Below are 18,426 nucleotides of genomic sequence, written 5' to 3' on the forward strand. Positions count from 1 at the left end.
GCGCTAAAAATTTAAGATTAACAAAGACCACCACAGAAAAGTGCATTAGGGATTGTAGTGGAAAGCCCACAGCCCGACGAAGGAGGTGCGAGGACTTGCAGCGGAAAGCCCGACCCGATAGGGGAATGCCAAAATAAAAATTTAAAAAAATAAAAGTGAGCAAAAAACAATTTGAAACCGAAGCCATTAGATCGCAAATAAATCGCACGGAATTTTTAGAACATACAAGTCCGTTATACCTAACATCGAGCTTTGTGTTTGAAGACGCCGAAGACATGCGAGCTTCTTTCAGTGAAGAAAAAGAACGCAATATTTACAGCCGTTTTACCAACCCAAACACCACAGAATTTGTCGATAAAATTTGTAAAATGGAAGGCGCCGAAAGCGGTTACGCGTTTGCCACGGGAATGGCAGCGGTGTTTTCAACCTTTGCAGCCTTGTTGAATAGTGGCGACCATATTGTTTCTGCACGATCTGTATTTGGTTCAACACACACGCTTTTTACTAAGTTTTTGCCAAAATGGAATATTAAAACCAGTTATTTTAATATTAACGAACCCGAAACCATTGAAAGTTTTATTACACCAAAAACCAAGATTTTATATGCCGAATCGCCAACCAATCCAGCTATTGATATTATCGATTTAGAGGTGTTGGGCAACATAGCTAAAAAGCATAATCTCATTTTAATAATCGATAATTGCTTTGCAACACCATATTTACAACAACCCATAAAATTTGGTGCGCATTTGGTAATTCATTCGGCAACCAAATTAATCGATGGTCAAGGCCGTGTTTTGGGAGGTGTTACCGTTGGAAGTGCAGATTTAATTAGAGAGATTTATTTGTTTGCCAGAAATACAGGGCCCGCTTTATCGCCGTTTAATGCGTGGACCTTATCAAAAAGTTTGGAAACCCTAGCCGTAAGAGTAGATAAACATTGCGAAAATGCTTTTAAAATTGCTGAGTTTTTAGAAAATCATCCTAAAGTGAATTGGGTAAAATATCCGTTTTTAAAATCGCATCCGCAGTACGAAGTCGCTAAAAAACAAATGAAACTTGGTGGCAATATTGTTGCTTTTGAAGTTAAAGGCGGTATTGAAGCCGGACGTAAATTTTTAAACACCTTAAAAATGTGTTCGCTTTCTGCCAATTTAGGCGATACCAGAACTATTGTAACGCATCCGGCAAGTACAACGCATAGTAAATTATCTGAAGAAGAAAGATTAGTAACTAATATTACCGATGGTTTGGTGCGGGTTTCTGTTGGGTTGGAACATGCTGATGATATTATTGCGGATTTGGGGCAGGCTTTAGAATAGGTTAATTTTTATAGGTATCTCTTTTAACGGAAGCATCTCCACGCCAAATCTTTACCATAGTCCAAGGCTCTGATTTAGAAGTCCAAAATGAGTGGTTTTCGGGTAAGCCTAAACTTAAAAAACCTAAGGCTGTTAAGTATAAACTTCCGGTGCATATATAAGGTTCGGCCATTTTTGTGAGTTCGTTAACCCAAATTGTTCGGTAGTTCTGGGTAAACATATTCAAAGGGATAATGAATAGAATTAATACGATTGCTAATTGTTTCATTATTATTTAAAGTTTTTAAGTCTGTATAAGGCTTCTAAAAAATAATAATCGGCATAGTTTAATGGGACATCAATTTCTACACCATGGGGAATACTTCCAACCGAGTGTTTCAATAAAAAATCTGCATTAGTTCCTTTATCTGCAAAATAGGTTGGACTGCACAAACTTTGCATAATTTCATCTGAAAATTTTTTATATTTTTTACCATCTTCTTTTGATTTTGTAAAAGTGCTTAATTGATATAAAGCTGAAGCTGTTATTGCTGCCGCAGAAGCATCTCTTGGTGTTTCGTTACTTGCTGGAGCATTATAATCCCAATAAGGAATGTTATCTTCTGGTAAATTAGGATGGGTTTTAATGTAGTCAGCAATTTTTATGGCCTGATTTAAGTATTTAGAATCTTTTGTTTCTCTGTAACATACAGTAAAACCGTATAATCCCCAAGCTTGTCCTCGTGCCCAGGCAGAATCATCAGTAAGTCCTTGGTGGGTATTTCGGTTTAAAATCTCACCAGTATTAACATCATAATTGAGTACGTGGTACGAGCTATTGTCTGATCTAAAATGATTTTCTATTGTTTTGTTGGCATGAGAAACCGCAATATTATAATATGTTGAGTCGCTACTAATTTTTGTGGCATGAAAAAGCAATTCAAGGTTCATCATGTTATCGATAATTACGGGGCAATTCCATTTTTCATTAGAATTCCAAGACTGAATAATGCCTGCTTTTGGGTGAAAACGAGTGGCTAATGATTTTGCAGTTTGCACTATAACGCTTTCAAATGCTTTTGATGTGGTTTTTTTTAAGGCGTTCCCATAAGAACATTCCATAATAAACCCCACATCGTGGTTGCCTTCCCAATATTGTATCGAATCTAATTTTTTGGTGTATTCCAAAGCCAATTTTTCCCATTTTTTGTCTTCGGTTAAAAAGTTTAAATACCAAAGCGATCCGGCATAAAACCCACTAGTCCAGTCGTATATATTTACTAATCGAACATCGCCGGTTTTATTTATAGTTCTGGGAATAAAGTTTTTGTTATTTATTTTAGGATATATTATTTTGTTCATGTCAGAATATTTTTCTGCACTTTTTTGTATGATAGCTTCGTAACTTTCGAGATCACTATGGATTTCTTTACACCCTTGTTTTAAAATGATAATAATAAGAAATAAAGAAACTTTAAAAAGGGTTTTCATGTTTTAAGTTATATGTTGATTAAGTAAAAATAATAAAATAAACTTCTAAATAAATTGCTTGAATATGTTTGAGTTTTAAAATAACAAAAAATTATCTGAGTTTTAGTTTATTTTAAAGAGAATAAGTAATTAGTTATATTAGCGCCATGCTATCCAAAAAAACAAAATATGGCTTAAAAGCACTTGCTTATTTGGCCAGAAAAGAAGACGAAGATCCTGTTCGTGTGTCAGAGATTGCCGAAAACGAAAACATACCGCCAAAATTTTTAGAGAGCATTTTGCTTACCCTCAGGAAATCAGGTATTTTAGGCTCTAAAAAAGGTAAACATGGTGGCTATTATTTAAGGCAGCAACCAGCCGCGGTTAAAATGACCGATGTTATGCGTGTTCTAGAAGGCCCTATTGCATTGGTACCCTGTGTGAGCTTAAATTTTTACGAAAAGTGCGACGACTGCCCCGATGAAGACAAATGTAGCGTTAACAAACTTATGGTACAGGTACGCGACAATACACTTCAAGTCTTCAGAAACACCAGTTTAGCAGATTTATCTGGAAAATAAGATTGTTAAATTCTTAAAAATTAACGCATTATTTTTAAAATTTACAGAATAAACTGGTAATCATTACATTATCCATAAAAAATGTTAAATAAATTTTACTTGTAAAAATAAATTTTACTTTTGTATTCCCTACTAAATTGATAGGGTTAATAATAAAACCGAAAAATTATGATTATCGATGCTGTTTTTAACAGAAGTAATAAAGAGTCAAAGGTTATTGATGTTAATGGTCCATCTGGAAAAAAAGCACCTAATGCAGAAGCGCAATCTGCCGAAAAAGTGAAGCGCAGTTTAGTAAAAACAATAAGTTGGAGGATTATAGGTACTTTAGATACGCTTATCTTGTCTTGGATTATTGTAGGCGAGATTTCAACAGCAGCCGCTATTGCATCAGTAGAATTTGCATCGAAAATGATATTGTATTTCTTACACGAAAGAGCATGGAATAAAATAAAATGGGGAAAATAATTATGGTTAACCAAAATCAAATAGAAGTTTTAAATAATACATTAAAAGAGGCATCGCCTGCAGAAATTATTAAAAAAGCTTTCGAAATAAACAGCAAAGCGGTTGTAACTACGAATTTTAGACCTTACGAAGCGGCAATTTTACATGCGGTAAGCAAAGTAGAATCCAATATTCCGGTAGTTTGGTGCGATACAGGCTACAACACACCGCAAACATATAAACATGCAGAACAAGTTATAAAAGATTTAAACTTAAATGTGTTTTTATATGTACCAAAGCAAACATCGGCACATCGCGATGTGGTTATGGGAATCCCAAGTATAGATGCACCAGAGCACACATTGTTTACAGAACAAGTTAAGCTAGAGCCTTTTAAGCGCGCCATGGACGAGCACAAACCAAACGTTTGGTTTACAAATCTGCGCCAAGGACAAACTGCGTTTAGAAACAGCATAGGCATTTTTAGTTTAAGTAAAGATGGCGTGTTAAAAGTGAGTCCGTTTTACTATTGGTCCGATAAAGAACTAGACACCTATTTAAACCAACACCAACTGCCAAACGAGTTTAAATATTTCGACCCAACCAAAGCATTAGAGAATAGAGAGTGCGGATTGCATGCATAAATGAGTAGGCAGTGGTTAGTAAGCAGTTGGCAGAAAATAAATATAAATAATAATAATTTCACGCAAGTGAAAAAAAAAGTATAACAACAAAACTTTTACACCGCCCGAGTAAGAGTTCCTCCCTGTTTGGGGAGGTTAGGAGGGGCATTTTTATGAATAAAAACACATCGCATATAAATTCGCTTGAAAACGAAGCCATTTATATAATGAGAGAAGTAGCAGCACAATTCGATAATCCCGTTTTGCTGTTTTCAGGAGGCAAGGATTCAATTACCCTAGTTAGGTTGGCCCTTAAGGCGTTTTACCCAGCAAAAATACCGTTTCCTTTAATGCATATCGATACGGGGCACAACTTCCCGGAAACTATTGAGTTTAGAGACCGTTTGGTTAAAGAATTAGGTTTAGAATTGATAGTTAGAAACGTACAAGATTCTATTGATGAAGGCAAGGTAAAAGAAGAGTCCGGGCGTTACGCCAGCCGAAACATGCTGCAAACCACCACGCTTTTAGATGCTATCGAAGAGTTTAAATTCGATGCTTGTATTGGTGGTGCACGACGTGATGAGGAAAAAGCAAGAGCCAAAGAACGCATTTTTTCTGTAAGAGACGATTTTGGGCAATGGGACGAAAAAAACCAGCGCCCCGAATTATTCGATATGCTTAATGGCGATATCGAACACGGGCAAAACGTACGCGTATTTCCCATTTCAAACTGGACAGAGTTAGATGTTTGGTCTTACATCGAAAAAGAAAATATCGAAATTCCATCCATTTATTTCGCGCACACCAGAGCTACTTTTTTACGCGACGGATTAATCTGGTCTGCAGACGACGACGTGGTTTTTAGAGACGAAAATGAAGAGGTCGTAGAACGTATGGTAAGGTTTAGAACCGTTGGCGATATGAGTTGCACAGCAGCAGTTTTATCGGATGCAGCCGATATTAAAACCGTAGTACAGGAAATTAGGGAAAGCACCATTTCTGAACGCGGCGCACGTATAGACGATAAACGCTCTGAAGCCGCCATGGAAAAACGTAAACAACAAGGGTATTTTTAAAACACCAACTTTTGTCATTTCCGCAAAGGCGGAAATCTTTTTAAAAGAATACAAATTAGGTTTTAAAACCCAAAGCTTCGCGAGTAGGTATAAAAAACAAAAGAATTAAAACAAATTTTAAAATATAACCCGTAAAGAACTCCCGCTCCTTTGGAGAGGGTTGGGTAGAGTAATGGAAGTATTAAAAATTGCAACAGCAGGAAGTGTAGATGACGGAAAAAGCACCTTAATTGGTCGCATTCTTTACGATACAAAATCGTTAACCACAGATAAATTAGAGGCCATCGAAAAAACCAGTAAACAACGCGGTTACGATTATTTAGATTTTTCATTGGCAACCGATGGTTTGGTGGCCGAAAGAGAACAAGGCATCACCATTGATGTGGCACACATCTATTTTTCAACCGCAAAAAAAAGCTACATTATTGCCGATACGCCGGGGCATGTTGAATATACCCGAAACATGGTTACTGGCGCTTCAACATCGCAGGCATCCATCATTTTAATCGATGCCAGAAAAGGGGTTATCGAGCAAACCAATCGCCATTTCTTTATCAATAACCTGCTCAGAATTAAAGATGTGGTCGTGGCCATTAACAAGATGGATCTGGTAGATTATTCAGAAGAGGTTTACAATAAAATAAAAGCCGATTTTTCTGAACTTATGGGCAAACGCGATTACCAAGATCAAAAAATAACATTCATTCCTGTTAGCGCTTTAAAAGGTGATAACGTGGTAAATAAATCTGAAAACATGCCTTGGTACAAAGGCGAGGCCTTGTTAGAGCATTTAGAGCAGTTGGATAAAAAAGATGTTTTTAACGTTGGTACACCACGTTTCCCAGTACAATACGTTATCCGGCCAAAAACCGAGGAATTTCATGATTTTAGAGGCTATGCAGGAAAAGTCTATGGCGGAAATTTAAGCGTTGGAGACCACATTGTCGTTTTGCCATCGCAAACAAAATCGAAGATAAAAGACATTTATTTCTACGATGAAAAATACGAAACCGCTTCTAGGCGCTCATCGGTTACCATTACTTTAGAAGACGATATAAATGTAAGTCGTGGCGATATGATTGTTAAAGAAAACGATTTGCCAACCATAGAAAAACAGTTTACCGCAAATGTGTGTTGGATGGATTCCTCCCAGTTAACTACAGGAAAAAAATACGTGGTCCAGCATGGTGTTAATAAAGTACTGGCCAAAGTTGGCGCCATTCACCATAAAATAAACCCAGATTATTCGGGCATAGAAACCAATGTCTCTGGGTTAAATGTTAACGATATAGCTTCGGTAACCTTTAAACTAAACAAGCCCATTTTTTACGATCAGTTTAAAAACCATAGAACAAATGGGTCGTTTATAATCATCGATTCCCAAACCAATAATACCGTTGGTGCAGGTTTTATTCAGTAAAAGCCCTTAACCCCAAAGGGGAAACCAGCAGGTTTGTAAAAAAATAATAAATATAGATGCTCTTTACGAGTAATAATCCCTTCCCCTTTGGGGGAGGTTAGGAGAGGCTTTTTTAATAACAATATTCTTGCTCTGCCCGAGTAAGAATTCCTCTCCCTTTGGGGAGGTTAGCAGGGGCTTTTTTATGCAAAGTTTTAGAACAGAAATAGAAAATCCAGTAGTTGAAAAAGATATTATTGAATTAGCCAATAAAATCGAACTTTTTAACAACGGAAAGGTTGACGAAGAAAAATTTAGAAGCCTGCGTTTGGCACGCGGTGTTTACGGACAGCGTCAAGAAGGCGTGCAAATGATTCGTATTAAATTACCCTACGGAAAGGTTTTAAGCAATCAACTACGCAGAATTTCTGATGTTTCAGACGAATATTCAAGAGGAAGATTACATATAACCACCCGTCAAGATATTCAAATCCATTATGTCGATTTAAACAGAACACCAGAACTTTGGGCAGAATTAGAACGCGACGATGTTACCCTGCGCGAAGCCTGCGGAAACACAGTTCGTAACGTAACCGCAAGCGAAACGGCTGGCATAGACATTAACGAACCGTTTGATGTATCGCCGTATGCCGATGCTTTATTTCGTTTCTTTTTGCGCAACCCAATCTGCCAAGAAATGGGACGGAAATTTAAGGTCTCGTTCTCGGCTTCCGATGAAGATACCGGACTCTCGTACATGCACGATTTAGGTTTTATTGCGAAAATTGAAAATGGTATTCGAGGTTTTAAAGTGATGATTGGTGGCGGTTTGGGTTCGCAACCTCGTCATGCCGATGTGTTGTATGAGTTTTTACAAACCGATAAAATTATTCCGGTAATGGAAGGTGTTTTAAGAATTTTTGATCGCCACGGAGAACGTAAAAGTCGCGCCAAAGCTCGAATGAAATTCTTAATAAAAGACATCGGGCTAGAGGCCTTTAAAGCCTTAGTTGAAGAAGAGCAAAACGCCATTGAATTTAAATCGGTTGCCATCGATGCCGATGCTTATCGGTACTCAAAACCTGTTGAAGTAAAAGATATTCCGCAAGTTGAAATTAAAGACCAAAATGCTTTTGAAACTTGGAAATCCACAAACCTCATTCCACAAAAACAAGACGGTTTTGTAGCTATTGGCATTAAAGTGTTGTTGGGCGATTTTTACACAGATAAAGCCAGATTGTTGGCAGATTTAGTTGAAAACTATGCCGCTGGCGAATTACGATTAACACTGCGCCAAAACATAGTTATACCTTTTGTTAAAGAAGAATTGGTGCCGTTTTTCTACCAAGAATTAAAAAAATTGGGCTTTGTTGAAGCCGGCTATAATAAAGCCGTAGATATTACAGCTTGCCCGGGTACAGATACCTGTAACCTAGGCATAGCGAGCAGTACCGGAATTGCCGATGAGCTAGAGCGCGTTATAAAAACAGAATATCCGCAGTATTTAAAAAACGAAGATTTAGTGATTAAAATTAGTGGCTGTATGAATGCCTGCGGGCAGCACAATATGGCACATATTGGTTTCCAAGGGATGTCTGTTAGAACGCCAGATAAATTAGTGGCACCCGCGTTACAGGTATTGTTAGGAGGCACTAATTTAGGTAACGGCAATGCAACTTTTGCAGATAAAGTGGTAAAAGTACCAAGTAAAAGAGGTCCAGAAGCGTTGCGCAGGATTTTAAACGATTTTGAAGCCAACGCCAACGGAAAACCATTTGCAGCATATTATAAAGAAAAAGGCGAAAAGTATTTTTATGACTTTTTAACCGATCTTTCAGACGTTACCAATTTAACCCAAGACGATTTTATCGATTGGGGCGAAGAAGAAAAATACGTTAAGGAAATTGGCATTGGCGAATGTGCCGGCGTAGTTATCGATTTAATAGCAACTTTGTTTTTAGAAAGCGAAGAAAAAATTGAAAATGCCCACGAATCATTCAATAACAACGTGTATTCAAGTGCCATTTATCATGCTTATAGTTCTTTGGTAAATTCCGCGAAAGCGTTATTGTTAGCCGAAAATAAAAAGACAAATACACAAGCAGGAATCATTAGTCAGTTTGATGAATTGTTTGTTGCAAGCGGAAGAATTGATTTGGGCGTATCTTTTTCAGAATTGATTTATCAAATTAAAAAGTACGCACCAACAAAAGAGTTTGCTTCAAAATATATTGAAAATGCAAGTGAGTTTTTACAAAAAGTAAGAGCCTATAGAAACGCAGAAAACGCTCTTGCCACCAAAGGAGGAAAAGCGACAGTTTAATGTTTTTTTCTAGAATGGGAGCGAATAAATAGCACTCATCTTTGATGAGGTTTTAAAAAATGAATAAGAAAAACGCTAATAACAACATAGAGAACCCAATTTCCCCTTTGGGGTCTAGGGGGCTGTTTAGCGGGCAATTAACTGTTGTTGGCGCAGGGCCAGGCGATACAGAATTAATTACGCTAAAAGCTATTAAAGCCATTAAATCTGCCAATGTAATTTTATATGATGCGCTTATTAATGAAGAGTTGCTTAAATACGCATCAGTTAAAGCAGAGCTTATTTACGTGGGCAAACGCAAAGGCTGTTACAGTTACCAACAAGAGCAAATTAACCAGCTTATTGTAAGCAGGGCAAAGTCTCATGGGCATGTTGTGCGTTTAAAAGGGGGCGATCCTTTTATCTTTGGAAGAGGTGCCGAGGAAATAGAGTATGCCAGACAATTTGGACTTGAAACGCAAGTTGTGCCCGGAATAACATCGGCCATAGCGGTGCCGGCCTATCAAGGTATTCCGTTAACAAAACGAGGCGCTTCAGAAAGTTTTTGGGTAATAACTGGCACCACAAAAGCGCATAAATTATCCAACGATGTGGCATTGGCGGCAAAATCGACAGCAACCGTTGTAATTTTAATGGGCATGGGTAAGCTTCATGAAATAGTTGCCGTTTTTTCAGCAGAAAACAAACAAGATACGGCCATAGCCGTTATTCAAAACGGGACAACTCAAAACGAAAAATGTGGCATAGGCACCATTAGTACTATTCAAAAAATTGTTGCAGAAAAGCAATTGTCTTCTCCGGCAATTATAGTTATTGGCGATGTAGTGAAAGAGCGCGTGGTTTTAAACTCAATTTTTAAAGATTTTGCAACAGTATAACCTAATGGAACGAAATAACCTATATCCCATTTTTTTAAAGGCCAAAAACCTAAATATACTTATAGTTGGTGGTGGTTATGTAGCCGAGGAAAAATTAAGTTTCCTGTTAAAATCCAGTCCAGATGCTTGTGTAACAATAGTATCGCCAATGTTTAGAGAAGATACTTTATCTTTGTCTAAAAAAGGAAACGTTACGCTTATAAACGATAAATACAATAAGCGTTATTTAAAAGGAAAGCACATGGTTGTAGCAACAACCGATGCGCCCAAGGTAAACGTAAAAATTTACAAGCATTGCAGAAAAAGAAGTATTTTGGTAAACGTTGCCGATAATCCGCCGTACTGCGATTTTTATATGGGCGGCATTGTAACAAAAGGCAATGTTAAAGTAGCTATTTCCACAAACGGAAAGTCGCCAACAACAGCCAAACGATTACGTCAATTTTTTGAAGACGTAATTCCAGAAAATGTTGACGATCTAGTTAAAAATTTAAACGAATACAGAAAAACAATAAAAGGAGATTTCGAGCAAAAAGTAGAAACACTAAACGAATTTACTAAAGGATTAATTGCAAAAAAAGAAATATAAAATGATTAAAACAGACATACTTATAATTGGCGCAGGCCCAACAGGATTGTTTACGGTTTTTGAAGCCGGATTATTAAAGCTTAAATGCCATCTTATTGATGCATTGCCGCAACCCGGTGGACAATGCTCTGAGATTTACCCTAAAAAACCAATTTACGATATTCCCGGATTTCCAGAAATATTGGCAGGCGATTTAACCAAAAACCTATTAGAACAAGGTAAGCAATTCGAGCCGGGTTTTACACTAGGCGAACGCGCCGAAACCATAGAAAAACAAGACGATGGTACTTTTATAGTAACCACAAATAAAGGCACAAAACACCATGCGCCCGTAGTTGCCATTGCTGGCGGATTAGGGTCTTTCGAACCACGAAAACCAGCCATAGAAGGTCTTGCAGATTACGAAGATAAAGGCGTTGAATATTTTATTAAAGACCCAGAAATTTACAGAAACAAAAAAGTAGTGATTTCAGGAGGTGGCGATTCTGCATTAGATTGGAGTATATTTCTGGCCGATGTAGCATCTTCGGTAACCTTAATTCATAGGCGACACGAGTTTAGAGGTGCTTTGGATTCTGTTGAGAAAGTTAGAGAATTAAAACTTCTCGGGAAAATAAACTTAATAACACCAGCCGAAGTTACAGGTATTCATGGCAATGGTAAAGTTGAAAGTGTAACCGTAGTAAAAGAAGGCGAAGAACACCATTTAGAGACCGATCATTTTATTCCTTTATTCGGGCTATCACCAAAATTAGGCCCCATAGCAAATTGGGGGCTGGAAATAGAAAAAAATGCAATTAAAGTCGATAATACTTTAAATTACCAAACAAACATTCCCGGTATATTTGCCATTGGAGACGTAAATACCTATCCAGAAAAATTAAAACTAATTCTTTGTGGGTTTCACGAGGCTACACTAATGTGTCAAGCCGCTTACAGAATTATAAACCCAGGTAAAAAGTACGTTTTAAAATACACAACAGTAAGTGGTATTAATGGTTTCGATGGTACACGTAAAGAAGCACCCAAAGCCGTTGTAAGAGCTATTGAGGCCTAATGCAATATTGTTATGAGTTTATTTGGAAAACCTTTTAAATGCTTCAACCTTAGGCTAAAAGATAGAGTAGAAGATTTTACAAAACGCTTGTTTTATGCGCTTTTTGAAGAAGAAAATACTAATGAATGGAAACAACTAAAAATCGATTTTTTAGAGATTGCCAAACAATTTTGTGTAAAAAACAGAGCAAACACATGGGATGCCTTTTACTGCACATTGCCCGAGGTTAGGCGCAAACTAGATTTGGATGCCGAAGCTATTGAAAAAAACGACCCCGCATCAAAAAGTTTAGAAGAAATTTACCTCGCCTATCCAGGGTTTCATGCTATTGCCATTTACAGGATTAGCCATGAATTGTTTAAATTAAACATGCCTATAATTCCAAGAATGATGAGCGAATATGTACATGGCATAACAGGTATCGATATTCATCCCGGGGCTACTATTGGCGAATCGTTTTTTGTAGATCACGGTACAGGAATTGTTATTGGCGAAACTTCAATAATCGAAAAAAACGTAAAAATATATCAGGGTGTTACGCTTGGCGGTTTGCAGGTTAATAAAAATCTGGCGGCCACAAAACGGCATCCAACCATTCAAGAAAATGTAACCATTTATGCCAATGCAACTATTTTGGGTGGCGATATAGTAATTGGCGCAAACAGTACCATTGGCGCTAATGTTTGGATTACTCAATCGGTTCCAGAAAATTCATTGGTAACCTACAAAACGGAAATAAAAATTAGACCTAAAAAGAATGGTATTCGGTAAATCCATATTACATCAAATCGGTAATACGCCTTTAATTGAGGCAAGTCATATTGTTTACAATAAAAACGTAAAGCTTTATTTAAAATTAGAAGGCCAAAACCCCGGCGGAAGTGTAAAAGACCGTGCCGCTTTTAATATGATAAATGAAGCCTTAAAACGAGGCGATATAAAAAAAGGCGGTACTTTAGTTGAAGCCACTAGCGGAAATACAGGAATTGCATTAGCTTTTATCGCAAAACTTTTGGGTTTAAATATGGTTTTGATCATGCCTGAAAACTCCACTGAAGAACGCGTAAAAACCATGAGCGCTTATGGTGCCGAGGTTATTTTAACCCCAGCAGATATTGGTATAGAAGGTTCGCGCGACCTTGCTTTTAAGCTCCGAGATGAAAAAGGATATACTTTGCTAAATCAGTTTGAAAATGATGACAACTGGAAAGCGCATTATAAAACCACAGGGCCAGAAATCTGGAAAGATACCCAAGGGAAAGTAACCCATTTCGTTTCGGCAATGGGCACCACAGGAACCATTACGGGGGTTTCAAAATACTTAAAAGAAAAAAACAAAAACATTACAATTGTTGGCGCACAACCAGCAGATGGTTCCAGTATTCCGGGTATTAGAAAATGGTCTCCAGAATATGTACCAAAATTTTTCGACCTTAAAAACGTAGATGTAGTTGTTGATGTTTCAGAAGAAGAAGCCAAAGCTACAACTCAACGTTTAGCAAAACAAGAAGGGGTTTTTGCAGGTATGAGTAGTGGTGGTTCAGTGTTTTGTGCTTTAAAAATAGCAGAACAAATAGAAGAAGGCGTTATAGTTGCCATTATTTGCGATAGGGGCGATAGGTATTTATCCTCTGCTTTATTTGAGTAAATTTACCGTAATCAATTCTAAATTTTGGTTGTTAAATTTCTATGAAAAAAGTAATCTTTTTAGCTATTTTAGTAATCGCTTGTAAATCAAAAACTGAAACCAACCCTTTCACCGATTTTGAAATAGGAATTATTGCTGATTGTCAATACTGCAATTGCGAAACACAAGGCAATCGCTTTTATAAGCAGTCGATTGGCAAATTTAAATCTGCCGTAGAAAAATTAAACACTAAAGAGTTAGATTATACCATTCATTTAGGAGATTTTATTGATCGTAATTTTGAAAGTTTCGATTCTGTTTTACCTATTTGGAATAGTTTAAAATCTGAAAAATATCATGTTCTTGGTAACCACGATTTTAGCGTTTCAGATTCTTTAAAACCTTTAGTTCCAACAACAATGGGATTAAAAAATAGGTACTACAGTTTTATAAAAAACAATTGGCGCTTTATTGTTTTGGATGGTAACGATCTTAGTTATTATGGCGTTATAGCCAATTCAAAGAAAAAAGAAACAGACTCACTTTTTAAGCTTCTTAAAAATGAAGACGAACCTAATTTAAAGACTTGGAATGGTGGTTTGAGTTTAGACCAATTGCAATGGGTTAAAGAAGAATTGAATCAAGCAAAAAACAAAAATGAATATGTTGGCTTTTATTGCCATTTTCCAGCTGGAAGAAATGGAGACGCTCATAATTTATGGAACTACAAACAGTTTCTTCAACTTATAGATAGTTACGATAATGTGAAGTTTTATTTTAATGGACACAATCACAATGGTGATTATCTTGAAAAAAACAGCGTGCATCATCTTACATTTAAAGGTATGTTAGATACCAAAAACACTTCTGCATTTGCTACTGCAAAGTTTACCAAAGATTCAATTTTTATAAAAGGTTATGGAAGAGAGATTACCAGGGCATTAAAAATTAACTAATCAAATTTATTTTTCTCTGCAAATAATGAACAAATAAAGTTAATTGTGTTACTTTTGCCTTTAGTTCATAATCTTATTGATGTTATCAAGAAAGGCAGAGGGAATAGACCCGTTGAAGCCTTGGCAACCTCCCGATTTCTCGGGGAAGGTGCTAAATTCTACCAATAGCTATGTTTTTATTATTGGAAAGATAACGAAAAGTAAACCTCCACTTTTCTTGATGACATTAAAATTAATAGACCTTTTAGGTTTCTTGAGCCAAGTTTAATTTGGTATCTACTCTATCAGGTCTCGAAATACATAAAAAAATGTCAAACATACAACAAGCTTTACAAGAGCGCATTTTAGTTTTAGATGGCGCCATGGGTACGATGTTACAAGCCTATAAATTTACGGAAGATGATTTTAGGGGCGAACGCTTTAAAGACTACCCAACACCATTGCAAGGCAATAACGATTTGTTATCTATTACCCAGCCAGAAGCTATAAAAACGATCCACGGAAAGTATTTTGAAGCAGGCGCAGATATTGTTGAAACCAATACATTTTCAGGAACTACCATTGCCATGGCAGACTATCAAATGGAAGATTTAGTGTATGAATTGAATTTTCAATCGGCTAAAATAGCCAAAGAAGTAGCTGACGAATTTACGGCAAAAGAACCACACAAACCACGTTTTGTAGCGGGTTCCATAGGGCCAACTAACCGTACCGCAAGTATGTCGCCAGATGTTAACGACCCAGGATACAGAGCCGTAACCTTTGATGAATTACGTATCGCTTACAAGCAACAAGTTGAAGCCTTAATTGATGGCGGAGTAGATTTGTTATTAGTTGAAACGGTTTTTGATACGCTTAACGCAAAAGCCGCTTTATTTGCAATTGAAGAAGTTAAAGATGAACGCCACATAGATATTCCAATAATGTTAAGCGGCACAATTACAGATGCTTCGGGTAGAACATTATCGGGGCAAACCGCCGAAGCGTTTTTAATTTCGGTATCGCATATTCCGTTATTATCAATTGGTTTTAACTGTGCTTTAGGCGCCAATTTATTACAACCGCATTTAGAGGCTATTGCCAATAAAACAGACTTTGCTATTTCGGCACATCCCAATGCAGGTTTGCCAAATGCCTTTGGCGAATACGATGAAACTCCAGAAGAAATGGGCGAACAAATTGAAGAATACTTAAAGAAAAACTTAATTAATATTATTGGTGGATGTTGTGGCACAAGCCCAGAGCATATTAGAGTTATTGCGAATTTAGCCGCAAAATATAAACCACGGCCTCATGCTGTTTCAACAAATTCGGGAGTTTTAGCATCACATTAAGTTTAAAGACCTGTCAGGTTTTTAAAACCTAAACAGGTCTAACAGTAGTAAAATAAATGAAAATAAAACAAACAAAATATATGAAGCTTTCAGGATTAGAACCTCTAATTCTGAATGAGAATAGCAACTTCATTAATGTAGGAGAGCGAACTAATGTTGCAGGTTCAAGAAAATTTCTTCGCCTAATAAAAGAAGAAAAATTTGATGAAGCTTTAGATATTGCACGCCATCAAGTAGATGGCGGCGCACAAATTATCGATATTAATTTTGACGATGGTTTAATTGACGGCAAAGAGGCGATGGTTCGTTTTTTGAATCTTATAGCTGCCGAACCAGATATCTGCAAAGTCCCCATAATGATCGATAGCTCAAAATGGGAAATTATTGAGGCTGGACTTCAAGTGGTACAAGGCAAATGCGTGGTAAATTCCATTTCACTTAAAGAAGGCGAAGACAGTTTTATTTGGCAAGCCAAACAAATTAAACGCTACGGTGCAGCAGTAATTGTAATGGCTTTTGATGAAGTTGGGCAAGCCGATAATTACCAGCGCCGAATAGAAATAGCAAAGCGCTCGTACGATGTTTTGGTTAACAAAGTAGGTTTCCCATCAGAAGATATTATTTTCGATTTAAACATATTTCCTGTCGCCACAGGAATGGAAGAACATCGTAGAAATGCCATCGATTTTATAGAAGCCACGCGTTGGGTTCGCGAAAATTTACCAAATGTTTCTGTAAGCGGGGGTGTGAGTAACGTGTCGTTTTCGTTTAGGGGCAATAATGGCGTTCGCGAGGCCATGCACTCCGTGTTTTTATATCACGCCATTCAAGCCGGTATGAATATGGGCATTGTAAACCCAGCGATGTTAGAGGTTTACGATGATATTCCGAAGGATTTATTAGAGCATGTTGAAGATGTGATGTTGGATAGACGCGATGATGCTACCGAACGCTTATTGGAATTTGCCGAAACCGTTAAAGGCACAAAAGCCGAAAAAACAGTCGATTTGTCTTGGCGCGAAAATCCATTGCAAGATAGAATTACACATGCCTTGGTTAAAGGTATCGATGCTTTTATTATTGAAGATATTGAACAAGCAAGACAACAGGCCAATAAGCCCATTGATGTTATTGAAGGGCATTTAATGATAGGGATGAACGTGGTTGGCGATTTGTTTGGCGCAGGTAAAATGTTTTTGCCGCAAGTGGTAAAATCGGCGCGTGTAATGAAGAAAGCCGTAGCCTATTTAAACCCCTTTATTGAAGCCGAAAAAACCGATAAACAAGAGCCTGTTGGCAAAATATTAATGGCAACCGTTAAAGGCGATGTACACGATATTGGAAAAAATATTGTAAGTGTCGTTTTAGCCTGTAATAACTACGAAATTGTAGATTTAGGTGTAATGGTTCCGCCAGAAAAAATTATTGAAACCGCCATTAAAGAACGTGTTGATGCCATTGGATTATCGGGATTGATTACGCCTTCGCTAGACGAAATGGTGTATTTGGCCAAAGAAATGCAACGTCAGGAATTCGAGTTGCCTTTGCTTATAGGTGGTGCAACAACCTCAAAAGCGCACACCGCGGTTAAAATTGATACACAGTACAAAAATGCCGTGGTACACGTAAATGATGCCTCGCGAGCGGTAACCGTTGTTGGCGATTTATTAAATAAGAAAACATCAAATGCGTATGTTGCTAAAATGAAAGCGGATTATGATGAATTCCGAACCAAGTTTTTAAAACGCGGTAAAGAGAAATCTTATATTTCAATTAGTGAGGCTAGAAACAGAAAATATAAAATAGATTGGGAAACATCTGAAATCGTGAAACCCAACGAAATGGGCGTTCAAATTTTAAAACAATTGAGTTTAAAAGAATTATTACCGTTTATAGATTGGAGCCCGTTTTTTAGAAGTTGGGATTTGCATGGTAAATTCCCAGCTATTTTAACTGATGATGTTGTTGGCGAACAAGCATCAGTTATGTATGAAGAAGCGCAGCAAATGATTAAGGAAATCATAGCAAAACAACTCTTAAAACCTAAAGCCGTTTTTGGTTTGTTTGAAGCAAATTCAATTAACGACGACGATATTTCTATTCTGAAAAAAGGAAAAGAAATTGCCGTTTTTAGAACCCTGCGCCAGCAATTAAAAAAGCGAGAAGGGATTCCAAACCACGCCCTTGCAGATTTTATTTTACCAAAACAAACCGGTAAAACAGATTATATGGGCGCCTTTTGCGTGGGTGTTTTTGGCGCTCAAGAATTGGCCGATAGTTACAAAGCCAAAGACGATGATTACAATGCGATTATGGCGCAAGCGATTGCCGATAGGTTTGCCGAAGCTCTTGCCGAATATTTGCACAAACAAGTACGCACCAAACATTGGGGCTATGCGGCTGATGAAGATTTGAGCAACGACGATTTAATTAAAGAAAGCTATAAAGGCATTCGTCCGGCACCAGGATATCCGGCGTGCCCAGACCATTTGGAAAAAGAAACCATTTGGAAATTGTTGGATGTTGAAAAATTAATAGGCGTAAAATTAACCGAAAGTTTAGCTATGTGGCCAGCGGCAGCGGTTTCAGGATATTATTTTGCAAACCCTGAAGCTAAATATTTTGGTTTGGGCAAAATTACCGATGACCAAGTAACCGATTATGCAACACGCAAAGGCATAACAAAAGCCAAAGCTAGAAAATGGCTGCACGCTAATTTGGCGGAATAAAAAAGGCCCACCTAACCTCCCAAAAGGGGAGGA

17 protein-coding genes and 1 riboswitch are annotated in these 18,426 nt (G+C 37.4%); of the genes, 15 read left to right on the forward strand and 2 right to left on the reverse strand.

Going from position 1 to position 18,426, the window contains the following annotated elements:
* The first annotated feature begins 155 nt into the window (after window positions 1-155).
* Window positions 156-1,322, forward strand: coding sequence for a trans-sulfuration enzyme family protein (locus tag ACFSQS_RS12800; protein WP_388019552.1), 1,167 nt, complete (start codon window positions 156-158; stop codon window positions 1,320-1,322).
* Window position 1,323: 1 nt separating this feature from the next.
* On the opposite strand, the gene ACFSQS_RS12805 is transcribed toward ACFSQS_RS12800, so the two are convergent.
* A complete protein-coding gene (locus tag ACFSQS_RS12805) occupies window positions 1,324-1,590 on the reverse strand; it encodes a DUF2264 domain-containing protein (RefSeq protein ID WP_388019555.1) in 267 nt (88 codons plus the stop codon).
* A gap of 2 nt (window positions 1,591-1,592) precedes the next feature.
* Window positions 1,593-2,792, reverse strand: a complete 1,200-nt coding sequence (locus ACFSQS_RS12810; protein WP_388019558.1) for a glucuronyl hydrolase — start codon at window positions 2,790-2,792, stop codon at window positions 1,593-1,595.
* A gap of 146 nt (window positions 2,793-2,938) precedes the next feature.
* Here ACFSQS_RS12810 and ACFSQS_RS12815 point away from each other — a divergent pair, with 146 nt between their 5' ends.
* The 14 genes from ACFSQS_RS12815 (at window position 2,939) to metH (ending at window position 18,393) form a co-directional block, all read left to right on the forward strand.
* Complete coding sequence (locus ACFSQS_RS12815) at window positions 2,939-3,352, forward strand: RrF2 family transcriptional regulator (protein WP_388019561.1); 414 nt, start codon at window positions 2,939-2,941, stop codon at window positions 3,350-3,352.
* Window positions 3,353-3,520: 168 nt separating this feature from the next.
* Entirely contained in the window at window positions 3,521-3,820 is a 300-nt protein-coding gene (locus ACFSQS_RS12820) for a DUF2061 domain-containing protein (RefSeq protein ID WP_388019564.1), read from the forward strand.
* Window positions 3,808-4,443 (forward strand): phosphoadenosine phosphosulfate reductase domain-containing protein, encoded by a 636-nt coding sequence (locus ACFSQS_RS12825; RefSeq protein WP_388019567.1) that lies wholly within the window; start codon window positions 3,808-3,810, stop codon window positions 4,441-4,443. The genes ACFSQS_RS12820 and ACFSQS_RS12825 overlap by 13 nt, the downstream gene beginning before the upstream one ends.
* 152 nt (window positions 4,444-4,595) lie before the next feature.
* Window positions 4,596-5,501: a sulfate adenylyltransferase subunit CysD gene (gene cysD, locus ACFSQS_RS12830; protein ID WP_388019570.1), complete on the forward strand. Its 906-nt coding sequence runs from the start codon at window positions 4,596-4,598 to the stop codon at window positions 5,499-5,501.
* 172 nt (window positions 5,502-5,673) lie between these two features.
* The gene (locus ACFSQS_RS12835) at window positions 5,674-6,921 is read left to right on the forward strand and encodes a sulfate adenylyltransferase subunit 1 (protein ID WP_388019573.1); all 1,248 of its coding nucleotides are present in this window, start codon (window positions 5,674-5,676) and stop codon (window positions 6,919-6,921) included.
* 184 nt (window positions 6,922-7,105) lie between these two features.
* Window positions 7,106-9,223 (forward strand): HEPN domain-containing protein, encoded by a 2,118-nt coding sequence (locus tag ACFSQS_RS12840; protein ID WP_388019576.1) that lies wholly within the window; start codon window positions 7,106-7,108, stop codon window positions 9,221-9,223.
* A 59-nt stretch (window positions 9,224-9,282) separates the two neighbouring features.
* On the forward strand, window positions 9,283-10,101 hold the full coding sequence (cobA, locus tag ACFSQS_RS12845) for a uroporphyrinogen-III C-methyltransferase (protein ID WP_388019579.1): 819 nt from the start codon (window positions 9,283-9,285) through the stop codon (window positions 10,099-10,101).
* A 4-nt stretch (window positions 10,102-10,105) separates the two neighbouring features.
* A complete protein-coding gene (locus ACFSQS_RS12850; RefSeq protein ID WP_388019582.1) occupies window positions 10,106-10,690 on the forward strand; it encodes a precorrin-2 dehydrogenase/sirohydrochlorin ferrochelatase family protein in 585 nt (194 codons plus the stop codon).
* Between the two features lies 1 nt (window position 10,691).
* A complete protein-coding gene (locus ACFSQS_RS12855) occupies window positions 10,692-11,747 on the forward strand; it encodes an NAD(P)/FAD-dependent oxidoreductase (RefSeq protein ID WP_388019585.1) in 1,056 nt (351 codons plus the stop codon).
* Window positions 11,748-11,759: 12 nt separating this feature from the next.
* Complete coding sequence (epsC, locus tag ACFSQS_RS12860; protein WP_388019588.1) at window positions 11,760-12,518, forward strand: serine O-acetyltransferase EpsC; 759 nt, start codon at window positions 11,760-11,762, stop codon at window positions 12,516-12,518.
* Window positions 12,505-13,395, forward strand: a complete 891-nt coding sequence (gene cysM, locus ACFSQS_RS12865) for a cysteine synthase CysM (protein ID WP_388019591.1) — start codon at window positions 12,505-12,507, stop codon at window positions 13,393-13,395. Before epsC ends, cysM begins: the two co-directional genes overlap by 14 nt.
* 41 nt (window positions 13,396-13,436) lie before the next feature.
* On the forward strand, window positions 13,437-14,330 hold the full coding sequence (locus ACFSQS_RS12870; protein WP_388019594.1) for a metallophosphoesterase: 894 nt from the start codon (window positions 13,437-13,439) through the stop codon (window positions 14,328-14,330).
* Window positions 14,331-14,409: 79 nt separating this feature from the next.
* A riboswitch (SAM riboswitch) is annotated at window positions 14,410-14,527 on the forward strand.
* A 111-nt stretch (window positions 14,528-14,638) separates the two neighbouring features.
* On the forward strand, window positions 14,639-15,664 hold the full coding sequence (locus tag ACFSQS_RS12875) for a homocysteine S-methyltransferase family protein (RefSeq protein WP_388019597.1): 1,026 nt from the start codon (window positions 14,639-14,641) through the stop codon (window positions 15,662-15,664).
* A gap of 56 nt (window positions 15,665-15,720) precedes the next feature.
* Window positions 15,721-18,393, forward strand: a complete 2,673-nt coding sequence (gene metH, locus ACFSQS_RS12880; protein WP_388019600.1) for a methionine synthase — start codon at window positions 15,721-15,723, stop codon at window positions 18,391-18,393.
* Window positions 18,394-18,426: the final 33 nt, after the last annotated feature.

The sequence above is a fragment of the Gelatiniphilus marinus genome (genome assembly GCF_042684345.1).
Taxonomy (GTDB): domain Bacteria; phylum Bacteroidota; class Bacteroidia; order Flavobacteriales; family Flavobacteriaceae; genus Gelatiniphilus; species Gelatiniphilus marinus.